The sequence below is a fragment of the Streptomyces sp. B93 genome, from assembly GCF_018070565.1.
Classification (GTDB): domain Bacteria; phylum Actinomycetota; class Actinomycetes; order Streptomycetales; family Streptomycetaceae; genus Streptomyces.
Window position 1 is genome coordinate 84,103 of sequence record NZ_JAGPXL010000007.1, and the last position, 26,532, is coordinate 110,634.

The 26,532-nt window shown below is 71.4% G+C and carries 24 protein-coding genes and 2 pseudogenes; 19 read left to right on the forward strand and 7 right to left on the reverse strand.

Annotated elements, in window-relative coordinates:
* Positions 1-3 precede the first annotated feature (3 nt).
* The gene (locus KBY47_RS09325) at positions 4-801 is read left to right on the forward strand and encodes a thymidylate synthase (RefSeq protein ID WP_210920518.1); all 798 of its coding nucleotides are present in this window, start codon (positions 4-6) and stop codon (positions 799-801) included.
* A gap of 31 nt (positions 802-832) precedes the next feature.
* On the opposite strand, the pseudogene KBY47_RS09330 reads toward KBY47_RS09325, so the two are convergent.
* Positions 833-1,239 (reverse strand): annotated as a pseudogene (locus KBY47_RS09330) (hemerythrin domain-containing protein); the annotation flags it as partial.
* On the opposite strand from KBY47_RS09330, the pseudogene KBY47_RS09335 reads away from it, so the two are divergent.
* The 14 genes and pseudogenes from KBY47_RS09335 to KBY47_RS09395 form a co-directional block, all read left to right on the forward strand.
* A pseudogene (locus KBY47_RS09335) lies at positions 1,225-1,749 on the forward strand (ISAzo13 family transposase); the annotation flags it as partial. The pseudogenes KBY47_RS09330 and KBY47_RS09335 overlap by 15 nt on opposite strands.
* Before the next feature lie 501 nt (positions 1,750-2,250).
* On the forward strand, positions 2,251-2,556 hold the full coding sequence (locus tag KBY47_RS09340) for an MSMEG_0570 family nitrogen starvation response protein (RefSeq protein ID WP_210920519.1): 306 nt from the start codon (positions 2,251-2,253) through the stop codon (positions 2,554-2,556).
* Positions 2,553-3,869, forward strand: coding sequence for an MSMEG_0569 family flavin-dependent oxidoreductase (locus KBY47_RS09345; protein WP_210920520.1), 1,317 nt, complete (start codon positions 2,553-2,555; stop codon positions 3,867-3,869). Before KBY47_RS09340 ends, KBY47_RS09345 begins: the two co-directional genes overlap by 4 nt.
* Positions 3,870-3,879: 10 nt before the next feature.
* Positions 3,880-4,695, forward strand: a complete 816-nt coding sequence (locus KBY47_RS09350) for an amidohydrolase family protein (RefSeq protein WP_210920521.1) — start codon at positions 3,880-3,882, stop codon at positions 4,693-4,695.
* A 35-nt stretch (positions 4,696-4,730) separates the two neighbouring features.
* Positions 4,731-5,261 carry an MSMEG_0572/Sll0783 family nitrogen starvation response protein gene (locus tag KBY47_RS09355; RefSeq protein ID WP_210920522.1) on the forward strand — a complete coding sequence of 177 codons (531 nt, stop codon included), beginning with the start codon at positions 4,731-4,733 and terminating at the stop codon, positions 5,259-5,261.
* A gap of 11 nt (positions 5,262-5,272) precedes the next feature.
* Positions 5,273-6,364 (forward strand): MSMEG_0568 family radical SAM protein, encoded by a 1,092-nt coding sequence (locus tag KBY47_RS09360; RefSeq protein WP_308405098.1) that lies wholly within the window; start codon positions 5,273-5,275, stop codon positions 6,362-6,364.
* A gap of 1 nt (position 6,365) precedes the next feature.
* Entirely contained in the window at positions 6,366-7,799 is a 1,434-nt protein-coding gene (locus KBY47_RS09365; RefSeq protein WP_210920523.1) for an MSMEG_0567/sll0787 family protein, read from the forward strand.
* Positions 7,796-8,647 carry a carbon-nitrogen hydrolase family protein gene (locus tag KBY47_RS09370; RefSeq protein ID WP_210920524.1) on the forward strand — a complete coding sequence of 284 codons (852 nt, stop codon included), beginning with the start codon at positions 7,796-7,798 and terminating at the stop codon, positions 8,645-8,647. Before KBY47_RS09365 ends, KBY47_RS09370 begins: the two co-directional genes overlap by 4 nt.
* Positions 8,644-9,480, forward strand: coding sequence for a carbon-nitrogen hydrolase family protein (locus KBY47_RS09375; protein ID WP_210920525.1), 837 nt, complete (start codon positions 8,644-8,646; stop codon positions 9,478-9,480). The genes KBY47_RS09370 and KBY47_RS09375 overlap by 4 nt, the downstream gene beginning before the upstream one ends.
* Entirely contained in the window at positions 9,477-10,553 is a 1,077-nt protein-coding gene (locus KBY47_RS09380) for an MSMEG_0565 family glycosyltransferase (protein ID WP_210920526.1), read from the forward strand. Before KBY47_RS09375 ends, KBY47_RS09380 begins: the two co-directional genes overlap by 4 nt.
* A gap of 71 nt (positions 10,554-10,624) precedes the next feature.
* Positions 10,625-11,482, forward strand: a complete 858-nt coding sequence (locus tag KBY47_RS09385) for a DUF6545 domain-containing protein (protein ID WP_210920527.1) — start codon at positions 10,625-10,627, stop codon at positions 11,480-11,482.
* A gap of 16 nt (positions 11,483-11,498) precedes the next feature.
* Entirely contained in the window at positions 11,499-13,076 is a 1,578-nt protein-coding gene (locus KBY47_RS09390; RefSeq protein ID WP_210920528.1) for an MFS transporter, read from the forward strand.
* 666 nt (positions 13,077-13,742) lie between these two features.
* The gene (locus KBY47_RS36375) at positions 13,743-14,036 is read left to right on the forward strand and encodes a transposase (RefSeq protein WP_247694439.1); all 294 of its coding nucleotides are present in this window, start codon (positions 13,743-13,745) and stop codon (positions 14,034-14,036) included.
* The gene (locus KBY47_RS09395) at positions 13,927-14,517 is read left to right on the forward strand and encodes an IS5 family transposase (RefSeq protein WP_247694440.1); all 591 of its coding nucleotides are present in this window, start codon (positions 13,927-13,929) and stop codon (positions 14,515-14,517) included. Before KBY47_RS36375 ends, KBY47_RS09395 begins: the two co-directional genes overlap by 110 nt.
* Before the next feature lie 426 nt (positions 14,518-14,943).
* On the opposite strand, the gene KBY47_RS09400 is transcribed toward KBY47_RS09395, so the two are convergent.
* Positions 14,944-15,576, reverse strand: a complete 633-nt coding sequence (locus KBY47_RS09400) for an FMN-dependent NADH-azoreductase (RefSeq protein WP_210920529.1) — start codon at positions 15,574-15,576, stop codon at positions 14,944-14,946.
* A 175-nt stretch (positions 15,577-15,751) separates the two neighbouring features.
* Between KBY47_RS09400 and KBY47_RS09405 the strand changes: the two genes are divergently transcribed.
* Positions 15,752-16,333, forward strand: coding sequence for a helix-turn-helix domain-containing protein (locus KBY47_RS09405; RefSeq protein WP_308405112.1), 582 nt, complete (start codon positions 15,752-15,754; stop codon positions 16,331-16,333).
* A 264-nt stretch (positions 16,334-16,597) separates the two neighbouring features.
* On the opposite strand, the gene KBY47_RS09410 is transcribed toward KBY47_RS09405, so the two are convergent.
* A complete protein-coding gene (locus tag KBY47_RS09410) occupies positions 16,598-16,864 on the reverse strand; it encodes a helix-turn-helix domain-containing protein (RefSeq protein ID WP_308405100.1) in 267 nt (88 codons plus the stop codon).
* Positions 16,865-17,009: 145 nt separating this feature from the next.
* Between KBY47_RS09410 and KBY47_RS09415 the strand changes: the two genes are divergently transcribed.
* Positions 17,010-17,225: a hypothetical protein gene (locus tag KBY47_RS09415; RefSeq protein ID WP_210920530.1), complete on the forward strand. Its 216-nt coding sequence runs from the start codon at positions 17,010-17,012 to the stop codon at positions 17,223-17,225.
* Positions 17,226-17,877: 652 nt separating this feature from the next.
* Positions 17,878-21,966, forward strand: coding sequence for a discoidin domain-containing protein (locus tag KBY47_RS09420; RefSeq protein ID WP_210920531.1), 4,089 nt, complete (start codon positions 17,878-17,880; stop codon positions 21,964-21,966).
* 59 nt (positions 21,967-22,025) lie between these two features.
* Here the strand turns inward: KBY47_RS09420 and KBY47_RS09425 are convergent, their stop codons facing one another.
* Complete coding sequence (locus KBY47_RS09425; RefSeq protein WP_210920532.1) at positions 22,026-22,505, reverse strand: carboxymuconolactone decarboxylase family protein; 480 nt, start codon at positions 22,503-22,505, stop codon at positions 22,026-22,028.
* 202 nt (positions 22,506-22,707) lie between these two features.
* Between KBY47_RS09425 and KBY47_RS09430 the strand changes: the two genes are divergently transcribed.
* Positions 22,708-23,643, forward strand: a complete 936-nt coding sequence (locus KBY47_RS09430; protein WP_210920533.1) for an RNA polymerase sigma-70 factor — start codon at positions 22,708-22,710, stop codon at positions 23,641-23,643.
* Here KBY47_RS09430 and KBY47_RS09435 read toward each other — a convergent pair.
* The 3 genes from KBY47_RS09435 to KBY47_RS09445 form a co-directional block, all read right to left on the reverse strand.
* Positions 23,640-24,878, reverse strand: coding sequence for an MFS transporter (locus KBY47_RS09435; protein WP_210920534.1), 1,239 nt, complete (start codon positions 24,876-24,878; stop codon positions 23,640-23,642). The genes KBY47_RS09430 and KBY47_RS09435 overlap by 4 nt on opposite strands.
* A gap of 25 nt (positions 24,879-24,903) precedes the next feature.
* Positions 24,904-25,638 carry a VOC family protein gene (locus KBY47_RS09440; RefSeq protein WP_210920535.1) on the reverse strand — a complete coding sequence of 245 codons (735 nt, stop codon included), beginning with the start codon at positions 25,636-25,638 and terminating at the stop codon, positions 24,904-24,906.
* 74 nt (positions 25,639-25,712) lie between these two features.
* Positions 25,713-26,528 (reverse strand): hypothetical protein, encoded by an 816-nt coding sequence (locus KBY47_RS09445; protein WP_247694441.1) that lies wholly within the window; start codon positions 26,526-26,528, stop codon positions 25,713-25,715.
* Between the last annotated feature and the right edge of the window lie 4 nt (positions 26,529-26,532).

Below are 26,532 nucleotides of genomic sequence, written 5' to 3' on the forward strand. Positions count from 1 at the left end.
GCCGTGGTGGACACCCAGTACGAAGACCTGCTGCGGACGGTGCTCGCGTCCGGGACGGCCAAGGGCGACCGGACGGGCACCGGCACCCGGAGTGTCTTCGGGCACCAGCTGCGCTACGACCTCGCGCGCGGCTTCCCCCTGATCACGACGAAGAAGGTGCACCTCAAGTCCGTCGTGTACGAACTGCTGTGGTTCCTGCGCGGCGACTCGAACGTGGGGTGGCTAAGGGAGCACGGCGTCACCATCTGGGACGAGTGGGCCGACGCCGAGGGCGATCTCGGCCCGGTCTACGGCGCCCAGTGGCGCTCCTGGCCCGCTCCGGACGGCACGCACATCGATCAGATCAGCGCCGTACTCGACACGCTGCGCCGCGACCCGGACTCGCGCCGGATGCTGGTGTCCGCGTGGAACGTGGCCGAACTCGACAAGATGGCACTCGCGCCATGTCACGCGCTCTTCCAGTTCCACGTCGCCGACGGCAGGCTCTCCTGCCAGCTGTACCAGCGCAGCGCGGACCTGTTCCTCGGCGTCCCCTTCAACATCGCCAGCTACGCCCTGCTCACGCACATGGTGGCGCAGCAGGTCGGTCTCGCACCGGGCGACTTCATCTGGACCGGCGGTGACTGCCACATCTACGACAACCACGTCGAGCAGGTGACCGAGCAGCTCACGCGCACCCCGTTCGACTTCCCCCGGCTGCGTCTGCGGCGTGCCGACTCGCTCTTCGACTACGTCTACCCGGATGTACGGCTCATCGACTACCGGCACCATCCGGCCATCAAGGCGCCGGTCGCGGTGTGACGGCCGGACCCTGCACCTGTGGGGACAGCGCTCAGGGCGCGAGGGAGAAGTAGTTCTCCTCCTCCTGGACGAAGTGCGGGCGCAGGACGGTGTTCAGGCCGTGGAGGCAGGAGCGCAGGTCGTCGAGTTGTTCGGGGGCCAGGCCACCCTCGGAGTGTGCCAGTTGCAGGTGGGGGGCGACGCGGCGCGAGAGGCGTTCGATCTCGGTGTGGGCGCGGCTCATGGCCGCGGTGGCCTCGGGGCCACCGCGGGTGCGGGCGAGCGCCGGGTAGAGCTGGTGTTCCTCGGCGTACTCATGGGGCAGCAGGCGTTCCGTGAGCAGGCGGTGGGTCTCCTCCACGACGGTCAGCGCCTTGGGGCGGGGGTGTCGGAGAGGCGGTCGGCGGCGTCGCGTACGGCGTAGAGAACGTCCTGGAGGTCGTCATGCTCGGCGACGAAGCTCGGATCGCGCAGGTCAGCGAGACGACTGTGCGTCGTGGCGTGTCGGAGCTGGAAGCAGGGGGGCCGGGCCACTGCCGGACGGCCGATTGCGTGCACCAGGCGGAGGCCGCAAGCCGAGGAGCTGACCCGGCAGGGGCACCCGGTGTCCGCGCCGACGGTCCGCCGACTGCTCAAGCAGGAGGGCTTCAGCCTGCGGGCGAACGTCAAGACCCTCGATGGTGCCCAGCATCCCGACCGGGATGCCCGGTTCCGCTACATCAACGAGCAGGTCAAACAGCACGGGAGCAGATCGGACGGCTGCCCATGGCCGGCCGCGAATGGCGCCCCAGGGGCGAACCGGTCGAGGTGGAGGACCACCACTTCTTCTTCAGCGGCCCGGACGTTCAGCAGGCGATCCCGTACGGGATCTACGACATCACCCGCAACACCGGCTGGGTCAACGTCGGTGTCGACCACGACACGTCGGTCTTCGCGGCCGAGTCCATCCGCCGCTGGTGGCGCTGTCGTGATGACGTCCGGAAAGACAACGCCTTCTCACACTCTTCGCGTGTCGGCACTGATGCATCTGTGGAGGTTGTGCACCTCGCAAGCCAATCACCGATAGCCGATCCGACAACGCACGAGAGGGTCAGGTATGAGCAGCGCACGCACACGTGAACGCGGTGCACGGAGGACGCCCTGCCTCCCTTGATCCGGGAAGCCGTGCCCCGGGCCGAGGAAAGTGCGCGGAAGAAACTCCTGTTCTCGTCGACCACTTTCCCGCCTCGCTCACGGAAGTCGTCCCACGGCCATCCGCGCCGCACCCTGAGCCCCGGCTTCGGGCCAGGACTCCCGGCGGGTCGATTTACCTCTGCGACAACACAGTGTGCGCAGCAGGTCGCCCAGTGTGAGTTTTCTGTAACTCCGCTTTGTTCCGGATGACTCGGTCCGGCAATCGACGCTGGCTGAAGTGGTCCGCACAAGCAGCAGCGAGGCTTCAAGACCTCGACGCCTCGCCTGGAGGACTTCATGCCTGAGATCTTTTTCCACGTCCGCTGGCCCGACGGCGAGGCCCAGCGCTGTTACTCCCCCTCCACGATAGTCGAGGACTACTTCACCGCGGGGAGCACGTACGACCTGGCGGACTTCGTCGACCGCAGCCGTGCCGCCCTCGGCATCGCCGGTGAACGGGTGAAGGAGAAGTTCGGCTTCTACTGCACCGGTGCATCCGGCCAACTCGCGCAGATCGAGCGCACCGCCTCCGCCTACACCTCCCTGCCGGGAGCCAAGGTCACCGTTGTGGCTCTGGTCCACGCAGACGGGACCGCGCAGTGAGGGCGGCGGTACGGCTGGCCGGATCCCACTATCCGGTGGCGGTGGTCGGCGGCGGACAGGCAGGCCTGTCGATGAGCTACTGCCTGCGCCAGCGCGGTGTCGAACACGTCGTGATCGAGGCGAACCGAGTGGGACACGAGTGGCGGGACCGCCGCTGGGACACCTTTTGCCTGGTCACCCCCAACTGGCAGTGCAGACTGCCCGGTTTCCCCTATCAGGGGGACGACCTCCACGGGTTCATGGTCCGCGACGAGGTCGTGAAGTACCTGGAGGACTACGTTTCCTTCTTCCGGCCGCCCCTGGTGGAGGGCGTGGCCGTCACCAGGCTGCGCCAGGCCGCGAGCGGAGTGTTCGAACTGGGCACGTCCGACGGGGCCTTCACCGCGGACCAGGTGGTGGTCGCCACCGGCCCCTACCACACCCCGTCCGTGCCCCGGATGGCCGAACGGCTGCCCGACGGCGTCGAGCAGATCCATTCCTCCCGCTACCGCAGCGCGGACCAGCTCCCGAAGGGGGGTGTCCTGGTGGTGGGCACCGGCCAGTCCGGCTGCCAGATCGCCGAGGACCTGCACCTCGCCGGCAGGCGTGTCCACCTGGCGGTGGGCAGCGCCCCCCGCGTGGCCCGCTTCTACCGGGGCCGCGACTGCGTGGCCTGGCTGGACGACATGGGCCACTACCAGAAGACGATCGACGACTTCCGTGACGCGGACGCCGTGCGTCTGCGCGTCAACCACTACGTCACCGGCCGCGACGGCGGCCGCGACATCGACCTGCGGGCCTTCGCCCGCGACGGCATGCGGCTGTACGGACGGCTCACCGGGATCCGCGGTACGGGCCTGGAGTTCGCCGACGACCTGAAGGCGAACCTGGACCGCGCGGACGCGGTGGCCGAGGACATCAAGGACGCCATCGACGCGTACATCGAGGCGCAGGGGATCGCAGCACCGCAGGAGCCCCGTTACGTGCCGGTGTGGGAACCCTGCGAGCAGCCGGACCGCCTTGACCTGGAGACGGCCGGTATCGCCTCCGTGGTCTGGTCAACGGGCTTCCGCCGCGATTACCGGTGGGTCGAAGCACCCGTCTTCGACGGACGCGGCTACCCGATGCACTGGCGCGGCGCCACCAGCACACCCGGCCTGTACTTCCTCGGGCTGCCCTGGCAGTACTCGTGGGGCTCGGGACGCTTCGAGGCGGTGGGCCGGGACGCCGAGTTCCTGGCGGACCACATCGACGCCTCCCGCCGCGTGGCAGACGTGTGCGGCGCCCTCACGGGTGTGCCGAGCGCGCTTGCCTCCGCGCTGCCCATCGGCTGAAAGCACCGACATGGTCTTCGACGCACACCGCCACATCGGCATCCTGCCCGCCTACCCCTTCTACGGCGGACCGCCCGTCAACCCCGACACCACCGCCCGCGCCACGGTCAAGCAGCTCATCGCGGACCTGGACGCGGAAGGCACCGAGCGCGCCCTGGTCATCCCCAACTACGGCGTCCCGGACCCCGCGGTCGCGTTCTCCTTCAACGAACTGGCCGTCGAGGCCGCGCAGAGCGACGACCGGATCAGGGCCGGGCTGTGGGTGTCGCCCCGGCCCGAGGACGCGGACCGCACCACCCAGGCGCTGAAGCTGGCCGGGGAAAGGGGCGTGAAGGCCTTGAAGCTGAGCTTCCTGCTGGGCGGCCGGCCCACCGACCCGGCCTGCCGGCCCATGCTCGAGCGCATCTTCGCCGAGGCCGGACGGCACCAACTGGTGGTCCACGTCCACACCTCCCCGGGCGCCGCTTCCGACATCGACGAAGTCGGCCACCTCGTCGACTGGTACGCCGATCAAGTGCCCGTCCACCTGGTGCACTTCGGTGGCGGGATGAGCGGCCACATCAAGCTCGTCGGATCCCGGTTCTTCGACTGGATCACCGCCGGAAAGCGTGTCTACACCGACCTCTCCTGGGCCATCGGCTTCGCGCCCCGCTGGCTCGCCCAGGAGATCGAGCACCGCGGCATCGGCCACGACCGGGTGCTCTTCGCCAGCGATCAGCCGTGGGGCGACTTCGCGGGCGAGTACGCCCGCCTCGCCGCGGCGACCGGCGGCGGCGCCCTCGGCGAGCTCGTCTTCCGGGACACGTTCGCCGCGCTCTACGACTGACCGAACCGACCACCGCATCGCACAGGGAGACAGGCATGTCCGAAACCTCGGCGACCGCCGAACTGACCGACGTCGAGCAGAAGTCGCTCAACGAGATTCCGCACCCCTCGCTGCCCGAGGGCTCCAGCATCTACGGCTCCACCAAGGTCTTCCCCGACTACCAGGCGGAGGACGGCGAGACGTACTTCACCCTGGTCCACGGCATCGCGCACGAGTCGTCGGTGTCGTTCGTCGCCGTCCTGCAGGCCACCCGCGCACTGCGCAAGGGCTTCGAGACCGCCCTCTACTTCTACGGCCCCGGCTCCCTCAACTGCCTGGCCACGCGGGGCTTCCCGACCGTCGGGAACTCCGCGTTCCCCGGTGAGCACAACATCAACAACCAGCTCAAGACGTTCATCGCCGAGGGCGGCAAGGTGTACTGCTGCCGCTTCGGCCTGTCGCTGCACGGCGCCCGCGAGGAAGACCTCATCGAGGGTGTCATCCCCACCCACCCGCTCGACGTCCAGGACGCGCTGATCCACTACGCGCGCAAGGGCGCCATCATCAACTCGACCTACCAGCTGTAAGGGGGCCCGACGTGAGCGTTGGCACCGGCAAGACGGCTACGGCGGTGGACGTGCGGATCATGACCCGAGCCGACCTCGCCCTGCGAGGCATCGCACTGGACGCCCCCGTACGGCGGCCGGACGGCGCGGGGCCCAGCGACGACGGACACGTCCTCGTCGCCGGTGCCAACGCCGCGCTCCCCACCAACCCCGACAGTCCCTACCGTGTCCGCGACGGCCGGGTGTGGCTCGGCGACGAGGACACCGGCCTGGCCCTGACACCCGTACGACGGCCGAGGTTCTACGACCTGGCCACCGCCGACGGCATCCCGTATGAGCACATCGCCCGTCTGCACGGCGCCGATGTCCTGGCCACCACCGTCGTGCAGACCTGCGTCCGCTACGCGGAGGCCGACCGCTGCCGCTTCTGCACCATCGAGGAGTCCCTGCGCTCCGGCGCCACGGTGGCCGCCAAGACCCCGGCGCAGCTCGCCGAGGTCGCCGAGGCCGCCGTACGGCTGGACGGCGTCAAGCAGATGGTCATGACCACCGGCACGACCACCGGCCCGGACCGCGGCGCCCGCAACCTCGTGCGCTGCGTGCGGGCGGTGCGGCAGGCCGTTCCCGGCCTGCCGGTCCAGGTGCAGTGCGAGCCACCTGGCGACCTGTCCTGGATCCGCGCCCTGCACGATGCCGGTGCCGCCGCGATCGGCATCCATGTCGAGTCGCTTGACGACGAGGTGCGCCGACGCTGGATGCCCGGCAAGTCCACCGTCCCCCTGGCCGAGTACGACAGAGCGTGGGACGAGGCGGTGCGCGTCTTCGGGCCGAACCGCGTCTCCACCTACCTGCTGGTCGGACTGGGCGAGGACCCCGGTGAACTCATCGAGGGCGCGGGGAGGTTGATCGACCGCGGGGTGTATCCCTTCGTCGTCCCCTTCCGCCCCATGGCCGGCACTCTCGCGGCCCGTGACGGAATCCCGGCACCGAGCGCGCGGTACCTGGCCCAGGTCACCGAAGGCGTCGCGGCGAAACTGCGCGCGGGCGGGATGAACGGCGCCGACCAGAGAGCCGGCTGCGCGGCCTGCGGGGCGTGCAGCGTGCTGAAGTCGGCAGGTGGCTGAGATGTACCTCGACGGATCCGCCGCGGCACCCGTCTGCGGAGAGAACCCCGACATCCTGGCCCTGCTCGGCGACCGCAGCACCCTCGCCCGGCGAGCCGCCTTCCACATCGAGGAGGCCAGCGGGCAGGCCGGACTGAGCGCCTACCGGCGCCTGCGCCGGGACGTCTTCGTGCACGAGCAGGGGCTGTTCCGCGGCCACGACCTCGACGACCGGGACAGCGACCCCCGCACCGTCGTCCTGGTCGCCAGGGCCGTCGATGGCACGGTGGTGGGCGGTGTACGGCTCGGCCCTGTGGACGACGGGCCCGACATCGGCTGGTGGCAGGGCGGTCGCCTGGTCGTCGCCCCGGCCGCCCGCGGACCGCACGGCATCGGCGCGGCCCTGGTCCGCGCGGCCTGCGCCCGTGCGGAGACGGAAGGGGTACTGCGCTTCGATGCCACCGTGCAGCGGCGCACCGCGCCCCTGTTCCGGCGGCTGGGCTGGCAGCGGGTCCGCGACACCACGGTCGCGGGCGCACCCCACCTCCGGATGCGGTGGCCGATCCGCCGGATCGCCGCCCAAGCGGCGGCGGCGAAAGGCCCGTTGGGGCCACTGCTGGCGCCCCTGCTGCCCGGGGGCACGGGATTCGTCGGCGACGACGGGGCGCCGGTCCCCGACACCGACGTGATCGCCGCGTGCGACGCGATCGGGCCGTCCATGGTCGAGCGCGACCCGGACTGGGCGGGCTGGTGCGCGGTGCTGGTCAACGTCAACGACCTGGCCGCCATGGGCGCCTCACCCCTCGGGCTGCTCGACGCACTCGGCGCCCGGGACGCCGCGCACGCGGCACGCGTGCTGGCCGGGCTGGGCCGGGCCGGGCAGGCGTACGGCGTCCCCGTCCTGGGCGGGCACACCCAGCTCGGCGTCCCGGCGGCCCTGTCCGTCACCGCACTGGGCCGGACCCGGTATCCGGTGCCGGGCGGCGGTGGACGCCCCGGCCACGCCGTACGGCTGACAGCGGACCTCGGCGGCACCTGGCGCCCGGGATACCGGGGCCGCCAGTGGGACTCCACCAGTCACCGTCGTGCGGGCGAACTGCGCGCCATGACCGGTGCGGTGGCTGCCGCCCGGCCCGCCGCCGCCAAGGACGTGTCCATGGCGGGAGTCGCCGGCACACTCGGCATGCTCGCCGAGGCGAGCGGCTGCCGGGCAGTGCTCGACGTGGCCGCCGTGCCCCGGCCGCGGCAGGCGGCCATGGCCGACTGGCTCACCTGCTTTCCCGGCTTCGCGATGCTCACCGCCGCCGCGCCCGACGCGCCGCCGCTCGCGGCCGGGCCCGCCGCACAGGCCGTCTGCGGGGAGCTGACCACAGGAGAGGGAGTCGGGCTGCGCTGGCCCGACGGAGACATCACCGAAGCGGTCACGTCCACGGTGACCGGGATGGGACCCGCATGACCACCCTGCGCATGGCAGCCGTCGCCGCCGAGTTCGGCCGCGACCTGGAGGACACCTTCACCACCGTCGAACGGCTGATCAAGGAGGCCCGTACCGAGGGCGTGGGGCTGCTCGCCCTGCCGGAGGCGTGCCTGGGCGGCTACCTGCTGAGCCTCCATGACGGCGTCGCTCGCGACGAGGGCCCGCCCGCGCTCGCCCTCGACGGGCCGGAGATCCGCCGGCTGGCCGCCCTGGCGGGGGAGATGACGGTGGTGGCGGGCTACTGCGAGGCGGGCGCGGACGGCCGGCGCTACAACAGCGCGGTCTGCGTCAGCGGCGACGGTGTCCTCGGCAACCACCGCAAGGTCCACCAGCCGCTCAGTGAGGACGCCAGCTATGCCTGCGGTGACGGCTTCCGTGCCTTCGACACCCCGGTCGGCCGGATCGGCATGATGATCTGCTACGACAAGGCGTTCCCCGAGTCCGCCCGCGCGCTGGCGCTGGACGGCGCCGAGATCGGCGTGTGCGTATCCGCCTGGCCCGGAGCCCGGACCCAGGCCGCCCGCGACCTCGTCAACGACCGCTGGAAGCGCCGCTTCGACCTGTTCGACCGGGCTCGCGCTCTGGAGAACCAGATCGTGTGGCTCTCCGCCAACCAGGCGGGCACCTTCGGGTCGCTACGCTTCGTCGGCAGCGCCAAGGTCGTCGACCCCGGCGGCGACATCCTCGCGGACACCGGAGTCGCGGCCGGTATGGCCGTCGCCGAGCTAGACGTCGCACAGGCCCTGTCGACGGCCCGCCGGTCCATGGGGCACCTGCGCGACCGGCGCCCGGACGTCTACGCACCCGCAGGAGCAGCAACCACATGAGCACGATCAGGATCGCGGCCGCGGCCGCCCACTTCGGCCGCGACCTGGAGTTCGACCTGGCCCGCATCGGCAAGGTCATCGACGACGCGCGCGGATTCGGCGCAGACCTGCTCGTTCTGCCCGACGCCGCACTCGGCGGCTACCTCGCCGACCTGCGGCACCCAGATCCTGATGCCCTGCCCCCCGCTCTCAAGCCGGACAGCCCGCTGATCCTGCGGGTGGCCCGTCTCGCGGCCGAGATGGTGGTGTGCGTCGGCTACTGCGAGGACGGCGGCACCGAACGCTACAACGCCGCCGTGTGCGTCAGCGGCGACGGCGTCCTCGGCCGCCACCGCAAGGTCCACCTCCCGGCCGGCGAGGTCGCCGCCTACACCCCCGGCGACCGCTTCGACGCCTTCGACACCCCGGTCGGCCGGATCGGCATGCTCATCGACTACGACAAGACGTTCCCGGAGTCGGCGCGCTCGCTGGCCCTGGACGGCGCCGAGATCCTCGCCTGCCTCTCCGCCTGGCCCACCAGCATCACCAACCGCGCCCCGCGCATGGCCCAGGACCGCCAGGCCAAGCTCTTCGACCTGTACGACCAGGCCCGCGCCGCGGAGAACCAGGTCGTCCTCGCCTCCTCCAACCAGACCGGTGCCATGGGCGGCATGCGCTTCCTCGGCCAGGCCAAGGTGGTCGGCCCCGGCGGCGACATCCTCGCCCGCACCTGGGCCAAGGCAGGTCTCGCGGTCGCCGAGGTCGACGTCGCCGAGGAGATCGACCGTGCCCGCCGCGTCCTGCACCACCTCGATGAACTGCGCCCCCGCGCCTACCGGGAGACCCGGTCGTGAAGATCGCCCTGCTCAGCTACTCCACCAAGCCGCGCGGCGGCGTCGTCCACACCCTCGCCCTCGCCGAGGCGCTTGCGGCCGAGGGCCAGGACGTCACCGTGTGGACTTTGGGCCGAGGCGGCGACACGGGCTTCTTCCGGCCCGTTGACCCGGCCGTACGGCTACGGATCGTGCCGTTCCCGGACGGCCCGCACAACGAGACCGTCGGCGAGCGCATCCTGCGCTCCATCGGCACCCTCCGCGACGCCTTCGACCCGGCGCCCTACGACATCGTCCATGCCCAGGACTGCATCAGCGCCAACGCCGTCGGCCGCTGCGTGCGAACCGTCCACCACATCGACCACTTCACCACCCCCGAACTGGCTGCCTGCCACGAACGGGCCATCGTGGAGCCGTACGCGCACATCTGCGTCTCGCAGTCGGTGGCCGGGGAACTGGCGCGAGGGTGGGGACTGTCCCCGGCCGTCATCCCCAACGGGGTTGCATACGAGCGATTCGCCACCACCTGCCCCGAGGCCCGCGCCGCCTGGCGCTCCCGCCTGGGCCGCTACGTCCTCACCGTCGGCGGCATCGAACCCCGCAAGGGATCACTGGACCTGCTGGAGGCATACGCGGTGCTGCACGCCAGCCATCCCGACGTGCGGCTGGTAGTCGCGGGCGGCGAGACACTGTTCGACTACCGCGACTACCGGACCCGTTGGGAGGCCAGGGCCGCCGAACTCGGCGCTGGGCCCATCGTGCTGGGCCAGGTCGCCGAGGAGCACCTGCCCTCGCTGGTCGCCGCCGCCAGCGCCTTCGCCTTCCCTTCCGTCAAGGAGGGCTTCGGCCTCGCCGCCATGGAGGCACTCGCCGCGGGCGTCCCGCTGATAGTCCGCGACCTGCCCGTCCTGCGCGAGGTGTTCGACGGGACCGCCCGCTTCGCGCACACCCCCATCGACCTGGCCGCCGAGCTCAGCGCGGCGCTCGCGGCCGACGATCCGGCCCGGCAGGCGCGGGGCCGGAAGCTCGCCGCCCGTCACACCTGGCAAACGGCCGCCGGGCGGCACCTGGCGTTCTACCGCACGCTCGGCTGAAGAACTCGCTCGCCGCAGGCGGCCGTCGCCGGGCCCCGCTGGGCTGGTTGCGGGGCACAGCGTGCTGTGCGGTGGCGGGTGTGGTGGTGCTGGACACGGTGCAACCCCCGCACGGACCGCACCGGATCGTGGACGGCTCCTCCCCCACGCCGTCCACCCCGTACTGGCTGCTCATCATCGCCACGCACATGACCGCCAACGCCTTGTGTGTCGCGGTGTGCCTCAGCCGCGGACGGCAGTGCGCCCCCGGCTTCCTCAGAGCGGCCCTGCTCCTGCTGGGGTCCGGCGCCGCCATGGCAGGCGTGTTCTGGCTCTGCGCGCTGTCCCAGCTTCTCGGCCACGCCGGGGCGGCGCCCCTCCAGCCGTTCGCCCTCGCCCTGCACGGTCTGCTGGTTGCCGCCGCCCTGTCCGTGCCCGGCATCCACACCGCCCGGCGCACGCTCACCGACCTGCGGGACTGGTGGCTGGTCTGGCCCCTGTGGCGGGATCTGGTGGAGGTATGCCCCCAAGTGCTGTTGTCCCCCCGGCGCAGCAGCCGCCTGAAGGAGAATCTCTGGCAGCACGGTCCGGGCCGACTGCTGCTGTACCGCAAGCTCATGGAGATCCGCGATGCCATCCTGCTGCTAGACAAGTACGTCACCCCCGAGTTGCTCGCCCAGGCGCGGGCGTTCGCCGCCGACCGCCCGCGTCGGCGCACGCGCGCGTCCGCCGTGGTGTCGTCCTCGGCCGACTGCCATGAGGCCGCCGTGATCGCCGTCGTACTGAAGGGGGCCCGCGCGGCGTGTCTGGCCACCGACTGCCCGAGCCGGGACACGGTGCCCATCGCGCGGATCGGCGCCGACACCCTGCCCGGCGAGACGGCGTTCCTCGTCGAGGTGGCCTGCATCTGCCGCAGGGCTCCCACTCCTCTCCCCCACCCACCCCCGTGACAGAGGAAACACCGCGATGACCAGCGAAACCCCGCCCCCGGCCGGCCGACGGGAGTGGACCGGGCTAGCCGTCCTGGCCCTGCCAACGCTGCTGATCTCCATGGACATGACCGTCCTGTACCTGGCCGTACCGCACCTGAGTACCGAACTGGAGCCGACCTCCACCGAACTGCTGTGGATCATGGACATCTACGGCTTCCTGATCGCCGGGGCACTGGTCCCGGCCGGGGCGCTCGGTGACCGGATCGGGCGCAAGCGCATCCTGCTGATCGGCGCGGGGCTCTTCGGGGTCGCCTCGGTGATCGCCGCCTACGCCGGCAGCCCGCTGACGCTCATCGCCTCCCGCGCACTGCTCGGCCTGGCCGGTGCCACCCTGATGCCCTCCGCGCTGTCACTGGTCCGGGTGATGTTCCAGCGGACGGGCGAACGCAGCTTCGCGGTGGCCGTCGTCATGACGAGCTTCTCGGTCGGCGCGACCGCCGGGCCGCTGCTCGGCGGCGCGCTCCTCGAGCACTTCTGGTGGGGGTCGGTCTTCCTGGTGGGCGTGCCGGTGATGCTGCTGCTGCTCGCCGTCGGCCCGGTGCTCCTGCCCGAGTACCGCGACCCGAAGGGCGGGCGCCTCGACCTGCCCAGCGCCGCGCTGGCCCTCGCCGCGGTCCTCGGCGTCGTCTACGCGGTCAAGCACGTCAGCTCCTCCGGACCGGACGTCGCCTTCACGCTCACCCTCATGGGCGGACTGGCCCTCGGTGTGCTCTTCGTCCGCCGCCAGGGACGCCTGGACGACCCTCTGCTCGACCTGTCGCTGCTGCGCGACCGCGTCATCAACACCTCGCTGGGCACCTACCTGCTGGGCCTGCTGGCCATGGGCGGAACCCAGCTCTTCATCGCCCTCTACCTGCAAGAGGTGCTCGACCTGACGCCGTTCGTGGCCGGTGCCTGGATGGTGCCCGCCTCGGTGGGCACCATCATCGGCTCGCTGCTCGCACCCCTGCTGGTGCGGCGGCTGCGCCCGGCGACGGTCATCACGGGCAGCATGCTGCTGGCGGCGCTGGGCTTCGCCATGCTCTCCCAGGTCGGCGCGGACGACCTGGCGTTGCTCATCACCAGCTACGTGATCGTGGCGCTGGGCCTGAGCCCCATGATCGCCCTCTGTACGGACCTGGTCATCAGCAAGGCCCCGGCCGAGCGGGCCGGAGCGACCTCCGCCCTGTCTGAGACAAGCGGCGAGCTGGGCGTGGCCCTGGGCGTGGCGCTGCTCGGCACCCTGGGCACCGCCGTCTACCGGGGGGAACTGACGGACCGGATGCCCGAGGGTATGCCGGAGGCGACCTCGGACGCCGCTCGGGACGCCCTCGGGGGCGCCAAGGAGGCCGCAGCCGACCTGCCAGAGAGACTGGCCCAGCCGCTGGTCGCCGCCGCCCGTGAGGCGTTCGCCCACGGGCTCGGCGTCGCCGCGGCCACGGCCGCCGTCATTGCCGTCGCCGCCGCCGTGCTGACCGCGACCCGGCTGCGCCACCTGCCGTCCAGCGCGCGGGCCGGGGCCGAGCAGTCCACGGTGGCCGAGCCGACGCCGCAGACCGTGGACAAGGGCTGACCCACCGCCGTACCCCAAGGTGTCGCGGCCATCAGCGCCTGCGTGCGCTCCAGCGCCTGAGCCCGGACGCCTGCGGAGGAGGGACGGTCCGGCCGGTGATGCACGAACCGGCCCAGGCGCGCGCACAGCCCCTCATACACCTGCGTGTGCAGGATGAGCGAGTGCCAGCCCTTGTCGACGGCGCGGGACGCCGCATGCCCGTCCCCTCGGGCACGGCACAGGCGGCGACGAACTTCAACGCCTCCACGACGCCCCGCTCGCCTTGTGGGTCCAGCCCCTCGGGGAGCGCGGAGTGCGAGGGCGGCCCGGCCCCGTGCTGCGACTACTGCGGCCCCAGCAAGTGACGTCCCACCGGCCGCTGTGAAGCTGCCCGCCCCAGGTCCGGTCCCTGGACAGGTCGAGCCTGGGGCGGGCCCCAACTCCCGCCTCCTCGACAGGTAGCCGCACCATCGGCTGCCACTGGAGCCGGTCGCCGGGGCGGAGGGTGCCCGCCATTCCCCAGCGGCCGGGGCGACAGTCCCGCCACTTGCGTCTGCCGGCAGTTGGTTGATCCGTATGCCGGTCTGCTGACGCGCCAGCGCGTCAGCCTTCAACTCGGCCCACTCTTCCTCAAGGGACAACCCGCTCCCCCTCCAGTCCGCCCCACCTGTCTGGCCTCGGCGGCGGTTGATCGACGGCATACGGTTCCGGGTCCGGACCGGTGTGCCGTGGCGGGACGTCCCTGTCGCGTACGGACCGTGGAGCCGGGTCTACGACCTGTTTCGCCGGTGGCAGCGGAACGGCATCTGGCAGCGGATCCTCACCCGGCTCCAGTCCCCTGGCCGACGCGAAGGGTGCGATCACCTGGGACTTGAGCGTCGACTCCACGGTCTGCCGTGCCCATCAGCATGCGGCCGGGGCCCGCAAGCAGGGCGACCTGCAGAAGGAACCGCCGGGAGGCATCTTCACCGAGCCCTGTGATCACGGGCTGGGAAGATCGCGCGGCGGGTTCACTACCAAGCTCCACCTGGCAGTTGAGCAGGGCCAGAAGCCCATGTCGATCGTGGTGACGGCAGGACAGCGCGGAGACTCACCGCAGTTCGAGCCCGTACTGGAGAAGGTCCGCGTGCCCCGTATCGGGCAGGGACGGCCACGCGTACGCCCTGCTCGGGTGCGGGCTGACAAGGCGTACGCCTCCCGCGAGAATCGCACCTATCTGCGCCGCCGCGGGATCCACCGCACCATCCCGGACAAGGCCGACCATGCGCGCGACCGCCAAAAGCTCGGCTCCCGCGGCGGCCGGCCGCCGCATTTCGACCCGGCCGACTACCGCGAGCGCCACGCGGTCGAGTGCGGGATCAACCGCCTCGAGAGGCACCGTGCGGTCGCCACGCGATACGACAAGCTTGCCGTCCGCTATGAGGCGACCATGCTGATCGCAGCTCTCAACGAATGGCTCTGAACGGAGGGGTTTTCCCGTCCTCGTTCACCAGTCCCGGCCGACGGTCAGCACCTCCGCATCCGCGTCCGTGAACCCGTATGCCGACGCGACGAAGCAGAACTCGTCGCACCTCCGTCGCAGCCTGGGTGAGCCCATACAGGGTTTCCAGATCTGACGGTTGCCCGGCCTCAATGCGCTCGCACAGCCGCAGCAAGATCGTACGGGTCGTCGTACATCGACCGCAGGAACGCGTGTTTTGCTACCTGCTGGTTTGTGATCGACATGGCGCTTTCCTGCCTCCGCGATGAGCTGACGCGCCGATCATGCACAGCACCACTGACAACGACGCCACCCATGCAGGGCAGACCCCACGCGACCAGACTTTCGCAACACCCCTAGGTGCACTCACTCGTGCCTGTTGGTCTGCTTGCGTGCGACCGGTCCGTGTCAGTTCCCGGCCAGGGCGAGTCCGGCTTCGCGTGCCTGCCCCTGGGCGGCGGCGTACTGCTGATCGGCCAGGTCTCGCAACTCCTCCATGCCGGGCGTGGAGGCGGCCAGCGTCAGCTCGCGCTTGACCAGGGTCAAGTCTGCCTGCCATACGTCGCCGACGATGCGCTCAAGGTAGGAGGTGGAGTGGTCCCAGCCCTCACGGGGCGTACCGGGGCTGTAGCCGCCGCCGATGGTGGTGATCAGCACGGTGGGCTTGCCTTTGAGCACCGGATCGGTCGGGCCAGCTCCAGCGATCACCAGGTCGACCCAGGCCTTGAAGTGCTGGGAGACACCGAAGTTGTACAGCGGCACCGCGAGAATCACCGCGTCGGCACCGCGCAGTTCCTCCACCAGGGTCGCCGCCAGTGCCGCTGCATCGCGCTGGGCCTGGGTGCGGTCGGCCTCGGGGGTGAAGGTGGCCGTGGTCGCCAGCGCCCAGGCATCGGCGGGCAGTGGATCAGCGCCTATGTGGCGCCGCGTCACCGTGGCATCGGGGTGGGCGGCGCTCCACTCGGCTTCGGCCAGGGAAGCCAGCTCGGCGCTGGCGGAAGCGGCCGGGATGATACTCGCATCCAGTCGGAACAGGTTCATGGCAGGACTCCTCGAAAGCCGTACGGTGCATGCGTAGCGACAGGCGGGCGCCGCAGGCCGGGCACCCCGCCCATCTAAGCGGACTGTACCCCGCTTAGCACTGGAGCGGTAGGTTGGTCAGGTGAATGGATCTCTCATCCCCCTTGGGAAACCGCGCCCTGAACGCGCGGACGCGGTGCGCAACCGTGAGCTACTGCTGGCGACTGTCCGGGAGATGCTGGCTGACGGGGGCATCGGGAGCGTCACTATGGACGCACTGGCAGAACGGGCCCGACTGGGCAAGGGCACTGTCTTTCGACGCTTCGGCACACGCGCCGGGATCTTCCGCGCCCTCCTCGACGCCGACGAGCGCATCTTTCAGGAACAGGTGCTGTGCGGCCCGCCCCCGCTGGGACCGGGAGCATCGGCACTCGATCGCATGGTGGCGTACGGGCAGGCCCGCATCACCTTCCTGCTGGACCACCACAGCATTGCCCGCGCCGCCCTCGACCGCAATCAGCCCATCCCGGCCGGCGAGGCGAGCATCACCCGGGTTCACCTGCGTATGCTGCTCGGCCAAGCCGGGCTGGACCTGCCGGACCTGGACAGTCTGGCCATCCAGCTGACCGGCGCGCTGGAAGGCCCGCTGCTGCTGTATCTGGCCCTGCCCGAACCCGATACGCCCCCCTCACCGGCCGCAGGCCGCCCGCTCGCGGACAGTTGGAGCATCCTGATTCACCGTCTGCTGGACACAGCACCCGACAGCACAGCCAGCTGATCCTCCAGGCAGGCCGCTCGGCACCTGCGGCAGTTGCCCTCACGACCCCTCTCGTCGATCGCCCGCGTCGACCCTTGGGTTGCCGCGTGCGGGCTGCGGTATCAGGCTCGCGGCGGCACTGCCGGTGTGCTGGATTGCCAGTCATCGCATCCAGCACACCGGCAGTGCCGTCTCCTGCCCGGCCTCAGCGGTATGCTGCGCCGCCGCGCTGCGGAAGCCCTGGCAGGGCCGTTTCCTCGCGCCGGCCACCGGCATGACACCTCGTCACTGCTCGGCGCCAGGCCCGACAGCAGCGTCATACCCCTCACGGTCGCGGCGGACGACGCCGTGCAGGTTGCGCCCGCGCTCAGTCAGCGCGTACTCGACGGTGCGGCTGATCAGGCCGTCACGCTCGAGGCGGCGCACCGTGGTGCTCAGCATCCGTTGGGTGATGCCGTCGGCCACCCGTCGCAGCGCGTTGAACCGGAGCGGACCGTCGTCGAGTCGACAGATGACGGTCACCGACCACTTGTCGCCGATGCGGTCGATCAACGTCGACACCCACTGAGCGGATCGTGGTGATCGCCGCACAGGCGAGGGGTTCGCCGACCTCCCTGAGGGGCAGTTCGGCGTGCTATCCGCCAGGTCCCATGCGAGATCGGCTTCCTGCACCGGGACCGAGTCTGGAACAGACAAAGTGCGCGACGGCTACCTTCACACCGGCGACATCGTGGCGGTCGAAGCTCAAGGTTGCGTGACCAAACTCCAACGGCGAAGAGATTCCGGGATCGTTTTCGTGGCTGACCCGGTCGCTCCGCACAAGAAGGTACGGGCGGTGGCGTTCGTCGACACCGTACCCAAGTCGCCATCCGGCGAGATTCTCCGCCTCGTCCTCGAAGCGGAGCACGCGTAGCACAAAGCAGCAGCACCCGCAGTTCGTAAGTGCGAAGTCCCCAGGTCAGCGGAGTGGGAGCTGTGTACGACCGGGGATTCTCCCCCGCTCGTGGGCCATCGAGCGATGCAGAGACGGGCACAACCGCCTGGCAGAGACCACGTGATCACCATCTCCATGGGCTATGGCCAGCGGTTTCACAGCAACCGCCGCGACGTGGTTCATGCGGCACCTCGGTCCCGTGCTGCACGTCGACCGTGGGGATCGGTTCCGTTTCCCTCTACTCCACGTGACGGCCGGCCTCGGTGGCAGGGGTCGTCCGGCCCTGCTTCGGGTCCGGACGGCAGGTGGCGGTACCCCGCTCCCTCACTTTCGGCTGTGCCGTCACATCCGCAATCGGCGGGCGGTGGGCGGTGCCTCCGCCCTGGCCTTCGTACGCTTGGGTCCACGGCATTTCTGTCCCCTCCCTCCGGTCGGCCCTGGTGTTCACCCGCGCAACCGGCCTGCGCTGCCTGCCCCGTTGCCCCATGGCCGCCACCTGTCGATTCACGCCCCAGGGGTTGACACACGCCCCCGCACGGCACAGCCTTTGGCAACGTTGTCATACCTACTGCGGCAGGGGACGTACGGAGTCGGTCCGGCGTGCGCCGCATGGTGATGGGAAATCATGCTCATGGCAGATCAGTCGGGTTCGTCGCGCCACCCGTCGCGGCGGACCATCGTCACCACGGGTACCACCCTCCTCGCCGGATTCGGCGTCGGTGCGGTGCTCCCCGTGTCGACCGCCGTCGCCGCCCCCACCGGCGCCCCGGTCACTTCCCCGGCCGGCCCTGGTGAGCTGGCGCTCAACCGGCCCGTCTCGGTCTCCTCGACCGCCTACGCCGCCACCCCGGGCTCCTTCGTCGTCGACCGTCTCTCCTCCCCCGGCGTCCGGGGCAGCGGCTGGCGTGCCGGGGACGGCGACCCGCAGTGGATATCCGTCGACCTCCAGGCCACCTGTGAGGTCACCCAGGTCCGCCTGACGTTCGAGGCCGACGCCTCGGACCCGGTGTACACGCCGCCCACCAGCGGCAACGTGCACAGCGGCACCACCGGCAAGGAGATCCAGTCGAGCTACTCGCTGGTCTTCGCCGTCGAGACCTCGCTCGACGGCAAGTCGTGGGACACCGCCTACCGCACGACCGCGGGCACCGGCGGCGTCGTCGACATCCAGCTGCCCCGCCCGACGGCGGCGCGCTGGGTGCGCATGACCTCCCAGAAGCGCTCCAGCCCGCTGCCGCTCGGGCTCAACGCGTTCGAGGTGTACGGCAGCACCGCCGGTGACCGTCCCGCGGCGACGGGCTGGACCGACTGGGGCACCCGGCACGGCCGGACCCCCGGACTGAAGGTCGCCGGCGACGGGACCGTGCCCGTGGAGTCGGGCTGGCGGCTCACCCTGGACGACTGGGCGGAGGGGGACGGCGCCGCCCTGTCTCGGCCGTCCGTCGACACCGGCGGCTGGCTGCCCGCCACCGTGCCCGGCACGGTCCTCGGCTCGCTCGTGGCGCAGGAGAAGCTGCCCGACCCGGTGGCGGGCCTGAACAACCTGCGCATCCCGGAGGCGCTGTCACGGCACTCCTGGTGGTACAAGCGGGACTTCGAGCTGCCGCGCGGTCTGCGCACCGGCGCCGGGCGCCGCGTCTGGCTGGAGTTCGACGGCGTCAACCACCAGGCCGACGTCTGGCTCAACGGCAGCCGGGTCGGCGGCCTGACGTACCCGTTCGCCCGTGCCGCGTTCGACGTCACCCGGCAGCTCGACGCGGGCGGCGAGAACGCGCTCGCCGTGCGGATCACACCGATCCCGGTGCCCGGCAGCCCCGGCGACAAGGGTCCGCTGGGCGAGGCCTGGGTGGACGCCGGGGCGCAGCAGATGAACCTCAACTCGCCCACGTACCTGGCCGCCTCGGGCTGGGACTGGATGCCCGCGGTGCGCGACCGCGCGGCGGGCATCTGGAACCACGTCCGGCTGCGGTCGACGGGGCACGTCGTCATCGGCGACCCGCGCGTGGACACCGTGCTGCCCGCGCTGCCGGACGTGTCCGTGGCCGAGCTGACCGTGGTCGTCCCCGTGCGCAACGCCGACGGCACCGACCACCGGGCGACGGTGACGGCGGCCTTCGGCGGGGTGAAGGTGTCCAGGGCCGTCACCGTGAAGGCCGGGGAGAGCCTCGACGTCGTCTTCGCCCCGGACGCCTTCCGGCAGCTGCGGCTGCGCGACCCCGAGCTGTGGTGGCCGAACGGCCTGGGCGAGCCCGCGCTGCACGAGCTGACGCTGACCGCGTGGGTGGACGGCCAGGAGAGCGACCGCCGCACCACCCGGTTCGGCATCCGACAGTTCGGCTACGAGTACGACACCCCGCTGCCGTTCACCGCGTCCGGCGACGCCTACACGCAGACCGTGGCCTTCGACCGCCGGCAGGCCCGGCACGTCCGCGTCCGCTGTCTGACCCGGGCCACCTCCTGGGGCAGCTCCCTGTGGACGCTCTCCGTCGCGGACAGCACCCGGCCGGGCGTCGACCTGGCGCTGCACGCGCCCGCCGAGGCCTCCAGCACCGACCAGGACGACCACGGCGCCGCCAACGCCACCGACGGCGACCCGGGCACCCGCTGGGCCTCGGCCTTCGAGGACGACCAGTGGATCCGCGTCGACCTCGGCTCCGTCCAGTCCTTCGACCGGGTCGACCTGACCTGGGAGCGGGCGTACGCGAAGACCTTCGTCGTCCAGGTGTCCGCGGACGGCTCGGAGTGGACCGATGTGAAGGCGGTGGACAACGGGGCGGTGCCGCTGCCGTTCACCAACGGCAACGCCAGCCTCCAGGTCGAGGACTTCGACCGGCGGACCGCCCGTTACGTCCGTCTCAGCTGCGGCCTGCGCAACACCAGTTGGGGCAACTCGCTCTGGTCGCTCGGTGTCGTCGACAGCGCCGACCCCGGCACCGACCTGGCGCTGCGCCGGCCGGTGACCGCCTCCACCGAGGAGTCCGACCACCCCGCGTCGCACGCCACCGACGGCGACCCCGGCACCCGCTGGTCCTCGGCCTACGAGGACCACCAGTGGATCCGCGTCGACCTGGGCGCCGCCCGCTCGTTCGACCGTGTCATCGTCGTCTGGGAGACCGCGTACCCGAAGTCGTACGTCATCCAGGTGTCCGACGACGGTGAGAGCTGGACCGACGTCAAGTCCGTGTCGAACACGCCGGACCCGCTGAAGATCAGCGTCAACGGCGTACGGGTGCTGGCGCGCGGCGGCAACTGGGGCTGGGACGAACTGCTGCGCCGGATGCCCGCCGAGCGCATGGACGCGGCCGTGCGCATGCACCGCGACATGAACTTCACCATGATCCGCAACTGGGTCGGCAGCAGCGACCGGGAGGAGTTCTTCGCCGCCTGCGACCGGCACGGCATCCTGGTGTGGAACGACTTCCCCAACGCCTGGGGCATGGACCCGCCGGACCGGGAGGCGTTCGTCGCGATCGCCCGGGACACCGTGCTGCGCTACCGCATCCACCCGAGCGTGGTGGTCTGGTGCGGCGCGAACGAGGGCGATCCCCCGGCCGTCATCGACCAGGGGATGCGTGAGGCGGTGGAGCGGCAGGCGCCCGGCCTGCTCTACCAGAACAACTCGGCGGGCGGCATCGTCACGGGCGGCGGCCCCTACGGGTGGGTGGCCCCGGAGAAGTACTTCGACCCGATGACGTACGGCAGCAGGGACTTCGGCTTCCACACCGAGATCGGCATGCCGGTGGTGTCCACGGCGGCGAGCACCCGCAGCATGACGGGCGACGAGCCGGAGTGGCCCATCGGGGGCGCGTGGTACCACCACGACTGGAGCGAACGCGGGAACCAGGCTCCGGGGAACTACAAGGCGGCCATCGAGGCCCGGCTCGGCGAGTCCGGTGACCTGGACGACTTCGCCCGCAAGGCGCAGTTCGTCAACTTCGAGAACTTCCGCGCCATGTTCGAGGCGTGGAACGCGCACCTGTGGGACGACGCCACCGGTCTGATGCTGTGGATGTCCCACCCGGCCTGGCACAGCACGGTCTGGCAGACGTACGACTACGACTTCGACGTCAACGGCGCCTATTTCGGCGCCCGTTCGGCCTGCGAGCCGCTGCATGTGCAGGCCGATCCGGTGGACTGGCGGGTCATCGCGGTGAACCACACGGCGGCCGACCTGCGCGGCGCGACGGTCACCGCGCAGCTGCACGACCTGTCCGGCGGGCAGCTCGGCCGGACCAGGACGGCCCGGCTGGACGTGCGGCGGGCGGACACCGCCGTGGCGTTCACCGCCGCGTGGACGGACGGTCTTCCCGACCTGCACCTGCTGCGGCTGACCCTGGAGGACTCCCGGGGCCGGGAGCTGTCGCGGAACACCTACTGGCGCTACCGCGAGCCCGCCGCGCTGCGGGGCCTGAACAAGGCGAGGCAGGTGAGACTGACCGGCGCCATCACCCAGGTGTCGGGCACCGGTGACCGCCGGGAGCTGACGGCGGTCGTCCGCAACCAGGGCTCGGCCGTGGCCGCCATGGTCCGGCTCTCGCTGCTGGAGGAGCCGGGCGGGCGCCGGGTGCTGCCGACGCTGTACAGCGACAACTACCTGTGGCTGCTGCCGGGTGAGTCCCGTACCGTCCGGCTGTCCTGGCCCGCGGACGCCACCTCGGTACGGCATCCGGTGCTGACGGCGCAGGCGTACAACAGCCCGGTCGCGACCCTGCGCGGCTGAGGCCGCTCCCCCTCGCCCCCGGTCCCGGCGCGTACCGCCGGGACCGGGGCGTCGGCCGGTCAGCCCGCCATACGGGCGAACATGCCGGGCTCGTAGGAACCACCCGGGTTGTGCAGGATCACGTTCAGCCGGGAGCCCGCGTTGATCAGGGAGACCAGGCAGACCAGGGTGCCGATCTGGTCGTCGTCGTAGTGCTTGCGGACCGCGGCCCAGGTCTCGTCACGGACGCCCTGGTCGCCGAGCCGGGTGCCCTCCTCGGCCAGCGCCAGCGCGGCGCGCTCGGCCTCGGTGAACACGGTGGTGTGCCGCCAGGCGGCGACGAGGTTGATGCGGAGCGCGGTCTCCCCCGCCGCGTCGGCGTCCTTGGCGTGCGCGTCGACGCAGAAGCCGCAGCCGTTGATCTGGCTGACCCGCAACTGCACCAGCTCCCGCAGGTTCTTCGGCAGCGGCGACTCCTCCAGGACCTGGGAGACGCTCGCGAGGCGCCGGGAGATCTTAGCGGCGGTCGGGCTGTCGAGAAGGTTGAATCGGGGTTCCATGTCCTCGTCCTCACTCGTGGGTCCGGGTGCCGCGCGGATCGTCGGCGCGGCGTCGTCACGGGCATGGAGATGCCGCCGCCCCCGCCGCTGTGACAACCCGGCGGATGTGACGTGCGCCACCCGGTCACGGGTGTCACAGGGAGCCGGGCACCGGCGTCTTGTGTGCGGCACACGGTCACGGGCGAAAAGGTGGGAGCCAGCCATGGACGAGCGCGACGAGGGAACGTTCGGCAGCACCGGGTCACGGCCGGTCGGCGCCGGCCGGATGGACTCCGCCACCGAGGGATTCGTCGCCCACCGAAGTCTCCTCTTCACCGTCGCCTACGAGATGCTCGGCTCGGCCGCCGACGCGGAGGACGTCCTCCAGGAGACCTGGCTGCGCTGGGTGGGCGTCGATCTCACCGGCGTGCGGGACCAGCGCGCCTACCTGGTCCGGATCACGACCCGTCAGGCGCTGAGCCGGCTGCGCACCCTGCGGCGGCGCAAGGAGTCCTACGTCGGCGCCTGGCTGCCGGAGCCGCTGCTCACCGCGCCCGACGTCGCCGAGGACGTCGAGCTGGCCGACAGTGTCTCGATGGCGATGCTGCTGGTGCTGGAGACGCTCACACCGACCGCGCGGGCGGTGTTCGTGCTGCGTGAGGTGTTCGCCCTGGAATACGAGGAGATCGCGGCGGCGGTCGACAAGACCCCGGCCGCGGTCCGCCAGATCGCCCACCGGGCCCGCGCCCATGTCGCCGCGCGCCGCCCCCGCGAGGTGGTCACCCCCGCGGAGACCCGGGAGGCGATCGACGCGTTCCGGCGGGCCGCCACGACCGGTGACGTGCAGAGCCTCCTCGACGTCCTCGCACCGGACGTCGTCCTGCTCGGCGACGGCGGCGGAGTCGTCCAGGCACCGGACCCCGTGGTCGGCGCCCGGCGCGTGGCCGAACTGACCGCCGGAATGGCCCGCTTCGGCGCCTCGGCCACCCTGCTCCCGGCCGACATCAACGGCTACCCCGCGCTGATCCTCCGCCTCGACGGCGAGATCAACACCGTCCTGGCGGTCCATGTCGACCAGGGCCGCATCACCGGCCTCTACGCCGTCCGCAACCCCGTGAAACTGTCCCGCGTCGAACGGGAGACACTGCTGCGCCGCTAGAGACGTGCCGTGGTCACCGGTCGGCGGAGGAGGTAGGCGCCCGCGGTCGTCACCAGGAGGGCCATGCAGGCGATGAAGACCAGCCCGGCGCCCTCCAGGCCGATCGGGGCGACCAGCAGGCCGACGCCGATGACCGGCAGGGAGATGCCGGTGTACGCCACGACGAACAGCGTGGAGATCACGGCGGCACGCCGGCCGGCGTCGGTCGCCTCGGCCACCGCCGACAGGGCGCCACGGAAGGCGAGCCCCTGCCCGCAGCCGCCGACGATCGCGCTCAGCACCACCAGGGCCGGCTGGTCCCAGTACAGCGCGGCGGCCAGCAGCGCCAGCCCGGCGAGCAGCCAGGCGCAGCCCAGGGGCAGGGACCGGGCCAGACCGACCCGGCCGACGGCCAGTTGTCCCGCGGTGGAGGAGAAGAACGCCAGCGCGACGACCAGTCCGCTGACCGCGTGGTCGTGGACGTCCAGCGAGTGGGCGAGGAAGGACGGGCTGACGGAGGTGAAGACCCCGAAGAGGGCGAAGCCAACGAAGGAGGCGGTGGCCGCCGGGCCGAAGACCGCCCGCACCCTCGGCGGCAGCCCCGGCCGTTGCGGTCGTACGGTGCTCAGGGGCCGTCGCTCGCGCACGGTCTCGGGGAGCCACAGCAAGGCGGCGGCCGAGCCGGCCACCAGGGCGAGGTGCACGGCGAACGGCAGGTACAGCGGCCAGTCGGTGTACTGCGCGAGCACCCCGGCGAGCAGCGGGCCGCAGCCCAGGCCTCCCATGTTGGCGGCGGTCGCCACCAACGTGGCCCGCGCGGCGCCGCCGCGCGGTGCCAGCTCCATGACGTAGGCCGTGGCGGCGCCGGTGAACAGTCCCGCGGACAGACCCGACAGCAGCCGTCCCACGTACAGCCAGCCCAGTGCGGTGGCGGACAGGAAGCAGACGGCGCTGGCGGCCGCGAACCCCAGGCCCCACAGCAGGACCGGACGTCTGCCCACCGCGTCCGAGGCATTGCCCGCGAGGAGCAGCACGCCGATGACGCCGAACGCGTAGACGGCGTAGACGACGGTGACCGTCAGTTCGGAGAAGTCGAACTTCTCCTGGTAGAGGGCGTACAAGGGCGTCGGCAGGGTCGTACCCGCCATGCACACGGCGAACACCGCGCCGCCGAGCAGGCACCGGCGCCAGCCCCGGCGGTCAGCGGCCGTGCCGGTCCGGGGCGGCTGGGGCGACCCGGGCGCGGAAGGTGACATACGGTCACTATCCTGCGCGGACCGCCTACTTCTGCGGTCGCACCGCCGTCAGCACGGAGAACTCGTTGCCGTCGGGATCGGTCATGGCCACCCGGCCGGTCCCGTCCTCGGTCGTGCCGACACGGGTCGCCCCGAGCGAGCACAGACGGTCGATCTCCGCCTCCGGGTCACCGTCGGCGGGTACGGTCAGGTCGAAGTGGAGCCGGTTCGTACCGGGCTTCGGCGCGACCGGCGGTCCACCCCAGGTGATCTTCGTGCCGCCGTGCGGGGACTGGATGGCGGTCTCCTGGTCCTGGTCCCAGACCAGCGGCCACCCCAGCGCCTCGCTCCAGAAGTACCCGACCGCCTGTGAGCCGTCGCAGGCCAGCGCTCCGACGAAGCCGCAGCCCGCGAGGAACGTGTTGCCCGCCCCGAGCACGCAGAACTCGTTGCCCTCCGGGTCCGCGAGCACCACGTGTCCCTCTTCGGGGCGTTGGCCGACGTCGATGTGGCGCGCGCCGAGTTCCAGCGCCCTGGCCACCGTCCGCCGCTGGTCCTCCGGGGACTCGCTCGTCAGGTCGAAGTGCATCCGGTTCTGCACGGTCTTCGGCTCCGCGAACGGAACGAAGCGGAGGTGGAACCCGGTGTCGTCGCCGGGTAGCAGCGTGAGACCGTCACGGGGGTCGTCGACCGGTTCCCGGCCCAGGAATTCGGACCAGAACCGTGCCAGCCGCCGTGGTTCGCCCGCACCGAAGCAGAGCGCGAAGAGTCGAGAGGTCATGGCCCGGCAGCCTACGGGCGGTCCGGTGCCGTACGCAGCCGGGTTTTGGGCCGGGCGGCTCCCGTTCGGCCGCGTCAGTCACTCTCCTGGTAGTTCATGAACCAGTGCGTGTCGAAGTAGTGGGCCATGGTGTACGGGTGGTGCGGGTCGACGAGCATGCGGCAGACGAACTCGGCCGTCCCGCAGCGGAAGCCGGTGTCCTCGTCGTCGAAGGAGCGGACCACGACGGACCAGCGGTCGGGGTCGTCCCCGTCGGTGCGCCAGCAGTAGCTGTCCTCGTGCTCCGTGCCCGCCCACATCAGCAGTCCGTCCTCGCGCAGGTGCGTCCACGGCTCCTGGTGCAGGCTCAGCCACCCGTCGAAGGCGCCCTCGCCGAACGTCTCGACCATCCGCTTGTAGTCGCCCGGCAGCGCCGTGCCCAGCCGTGACTCCGGCTCCGCCCAGTCCACGTCCGGCCGCCGGGCGGGCTGGGTCCAGCCGGTGATCCGGATCAGCCGGTCCACCCAGTCGACGTCCTCCGCGTCCTCCGCGTCCTCTGGGGAAGCGACCACCAACGGGTCCGGCAGCTTGCGGACGGCGACCGCCAGTACGGCCCGCTCGTCGCCCTCCTCGTCCCGGGCCGATCCCGCGCCGACCCACTGACCGCCGTACGCCCACGCCCGTATCAGCACCGCCCGGTCCCCGAAGGGGGCGAGCAGGGCCGCGCCCGCGGAGTCGTCGACCGTCGGGGCGGTGAAGCCGTCGAGGACCAGGGTGCGCGGGGCGCCGTGCATGGCCGCGAGCCGGTCGATCAGCTCCCGCGGGTCCACGTCGCGGGGCAGGTACAGATGGCCGTCCCCGGGGCCGAGCCGGGTCAGCAGTTCGTGGACGGCCACAAGCGTGAGGTTCATGACG

What these genes read in the sequence shown, in the direction of transcription:
- KBY47_RS09370 (WP_210920524.1), top strand. Translation starts at nt 7,796, where the DNA reads ATGACCACCCTGCGCATGGCAGCCGTCGCCGCCGAGTTCGGCCGCGAC.
- KBY47_RS09365 (WP_210920523.1), top strand. Translation starts at nt 6,366, where the DNA reads ATGTACCTCGACGGATCCGCCGCGGCACCCGTCTGCGGAGAGAACCCC.
- KBY47_RS09445 (WP_247694441.1), bottom strand. Translation starts at nt 26,528, where the DNA reads ATGAACCTCACGCTTGTGGCCGTCCACGAACTGCTGACCCGGCTCGGC.
- KBY47_RS09440 (WP_210920535.1), bottom strand. Translation starts at nt 25,638, where the DNA reads ATGACCTCTCGACTCTTCGCGCTCTGCTTCGGTGCGGGCGAACCACGG.
- KBY47_RS09435 (WP_210920534.1), bottom strand. Translation starts at nt 24,878, where the DNA reads ATGTCACCTTCCGCGCCCGGGTCGCCCCAGCCGCCCCGGACCGGCACG.
- KBY47_RS09375 (WP_210920525.1), top strand. Translation starts at nt 8,644, where the DNA reads ATGAGCACGATCAGGATCGCGGCCGCGGCCGCCCACTTCGGCCGCGAC.
- KBY47_RS09430 (WP_210920533.1), top strand. Translation starts at nt 22,708, where the DNA reads ATGGACGAGCGCGACGAGGGAACGTTCGGCAGCACCGGGTCACGGCCG.
- KBY47_RS09350 (WP_210920521.1), top strand. Translation starts at nt 3,880, where the DNA reads ATGGTCTTCGACGCACACCGCCACATCGGCATCCTGCCCGCCTACCCC.
- KBY47_RS09390 (WP_210920528.1), top strand. Translation starts at nt 11,499, where the DNA reads ATGACCAGCGAAACCCCGCCCCCGGCCGGCCGACGGGAGTGGACCGGG.
- KBY47_RS09400 (WP_210920529.1), bottom strand. Translation starts at nt 15,576, where the DNA reads ATGAACCTGTTCCGACTGGATGCGAGTATCATCCCGGCCGCTTCCGCC.
- KBY47_RS09425 (WP_210920532.1), bottom strand. Translation starts at nt 22,505, where the DNA reads ATGGAACCCCGATTCAACCTTCTCGACAGCCCGACCGCCGCTAAGATC.
- KBY47_RS09340 (WP_210920519.1), top strand. Translation starts at nt 2,251, where the DNA reads ATGCCTGAGATCTTTTTCCACGTCCGCTGGCCCGACGGCGAGGCCCAG.
- KBY47_RS09355 (WP_210920522.1), top strand. Translation starts at nt 4,731, where the DNA reads ATGTCCGAAACCTCGGCGACCGCCGAACTGACCGACGTCGAGCAGAAG.
- KBY47_RS09420 (WP_210920531.1), top strand. Translation starts at nt 17,878, where the DNA reads ATGGCAGATCAGTCGGGTTCGTCGCGCCACCCGTCGCGGCGGACCATC.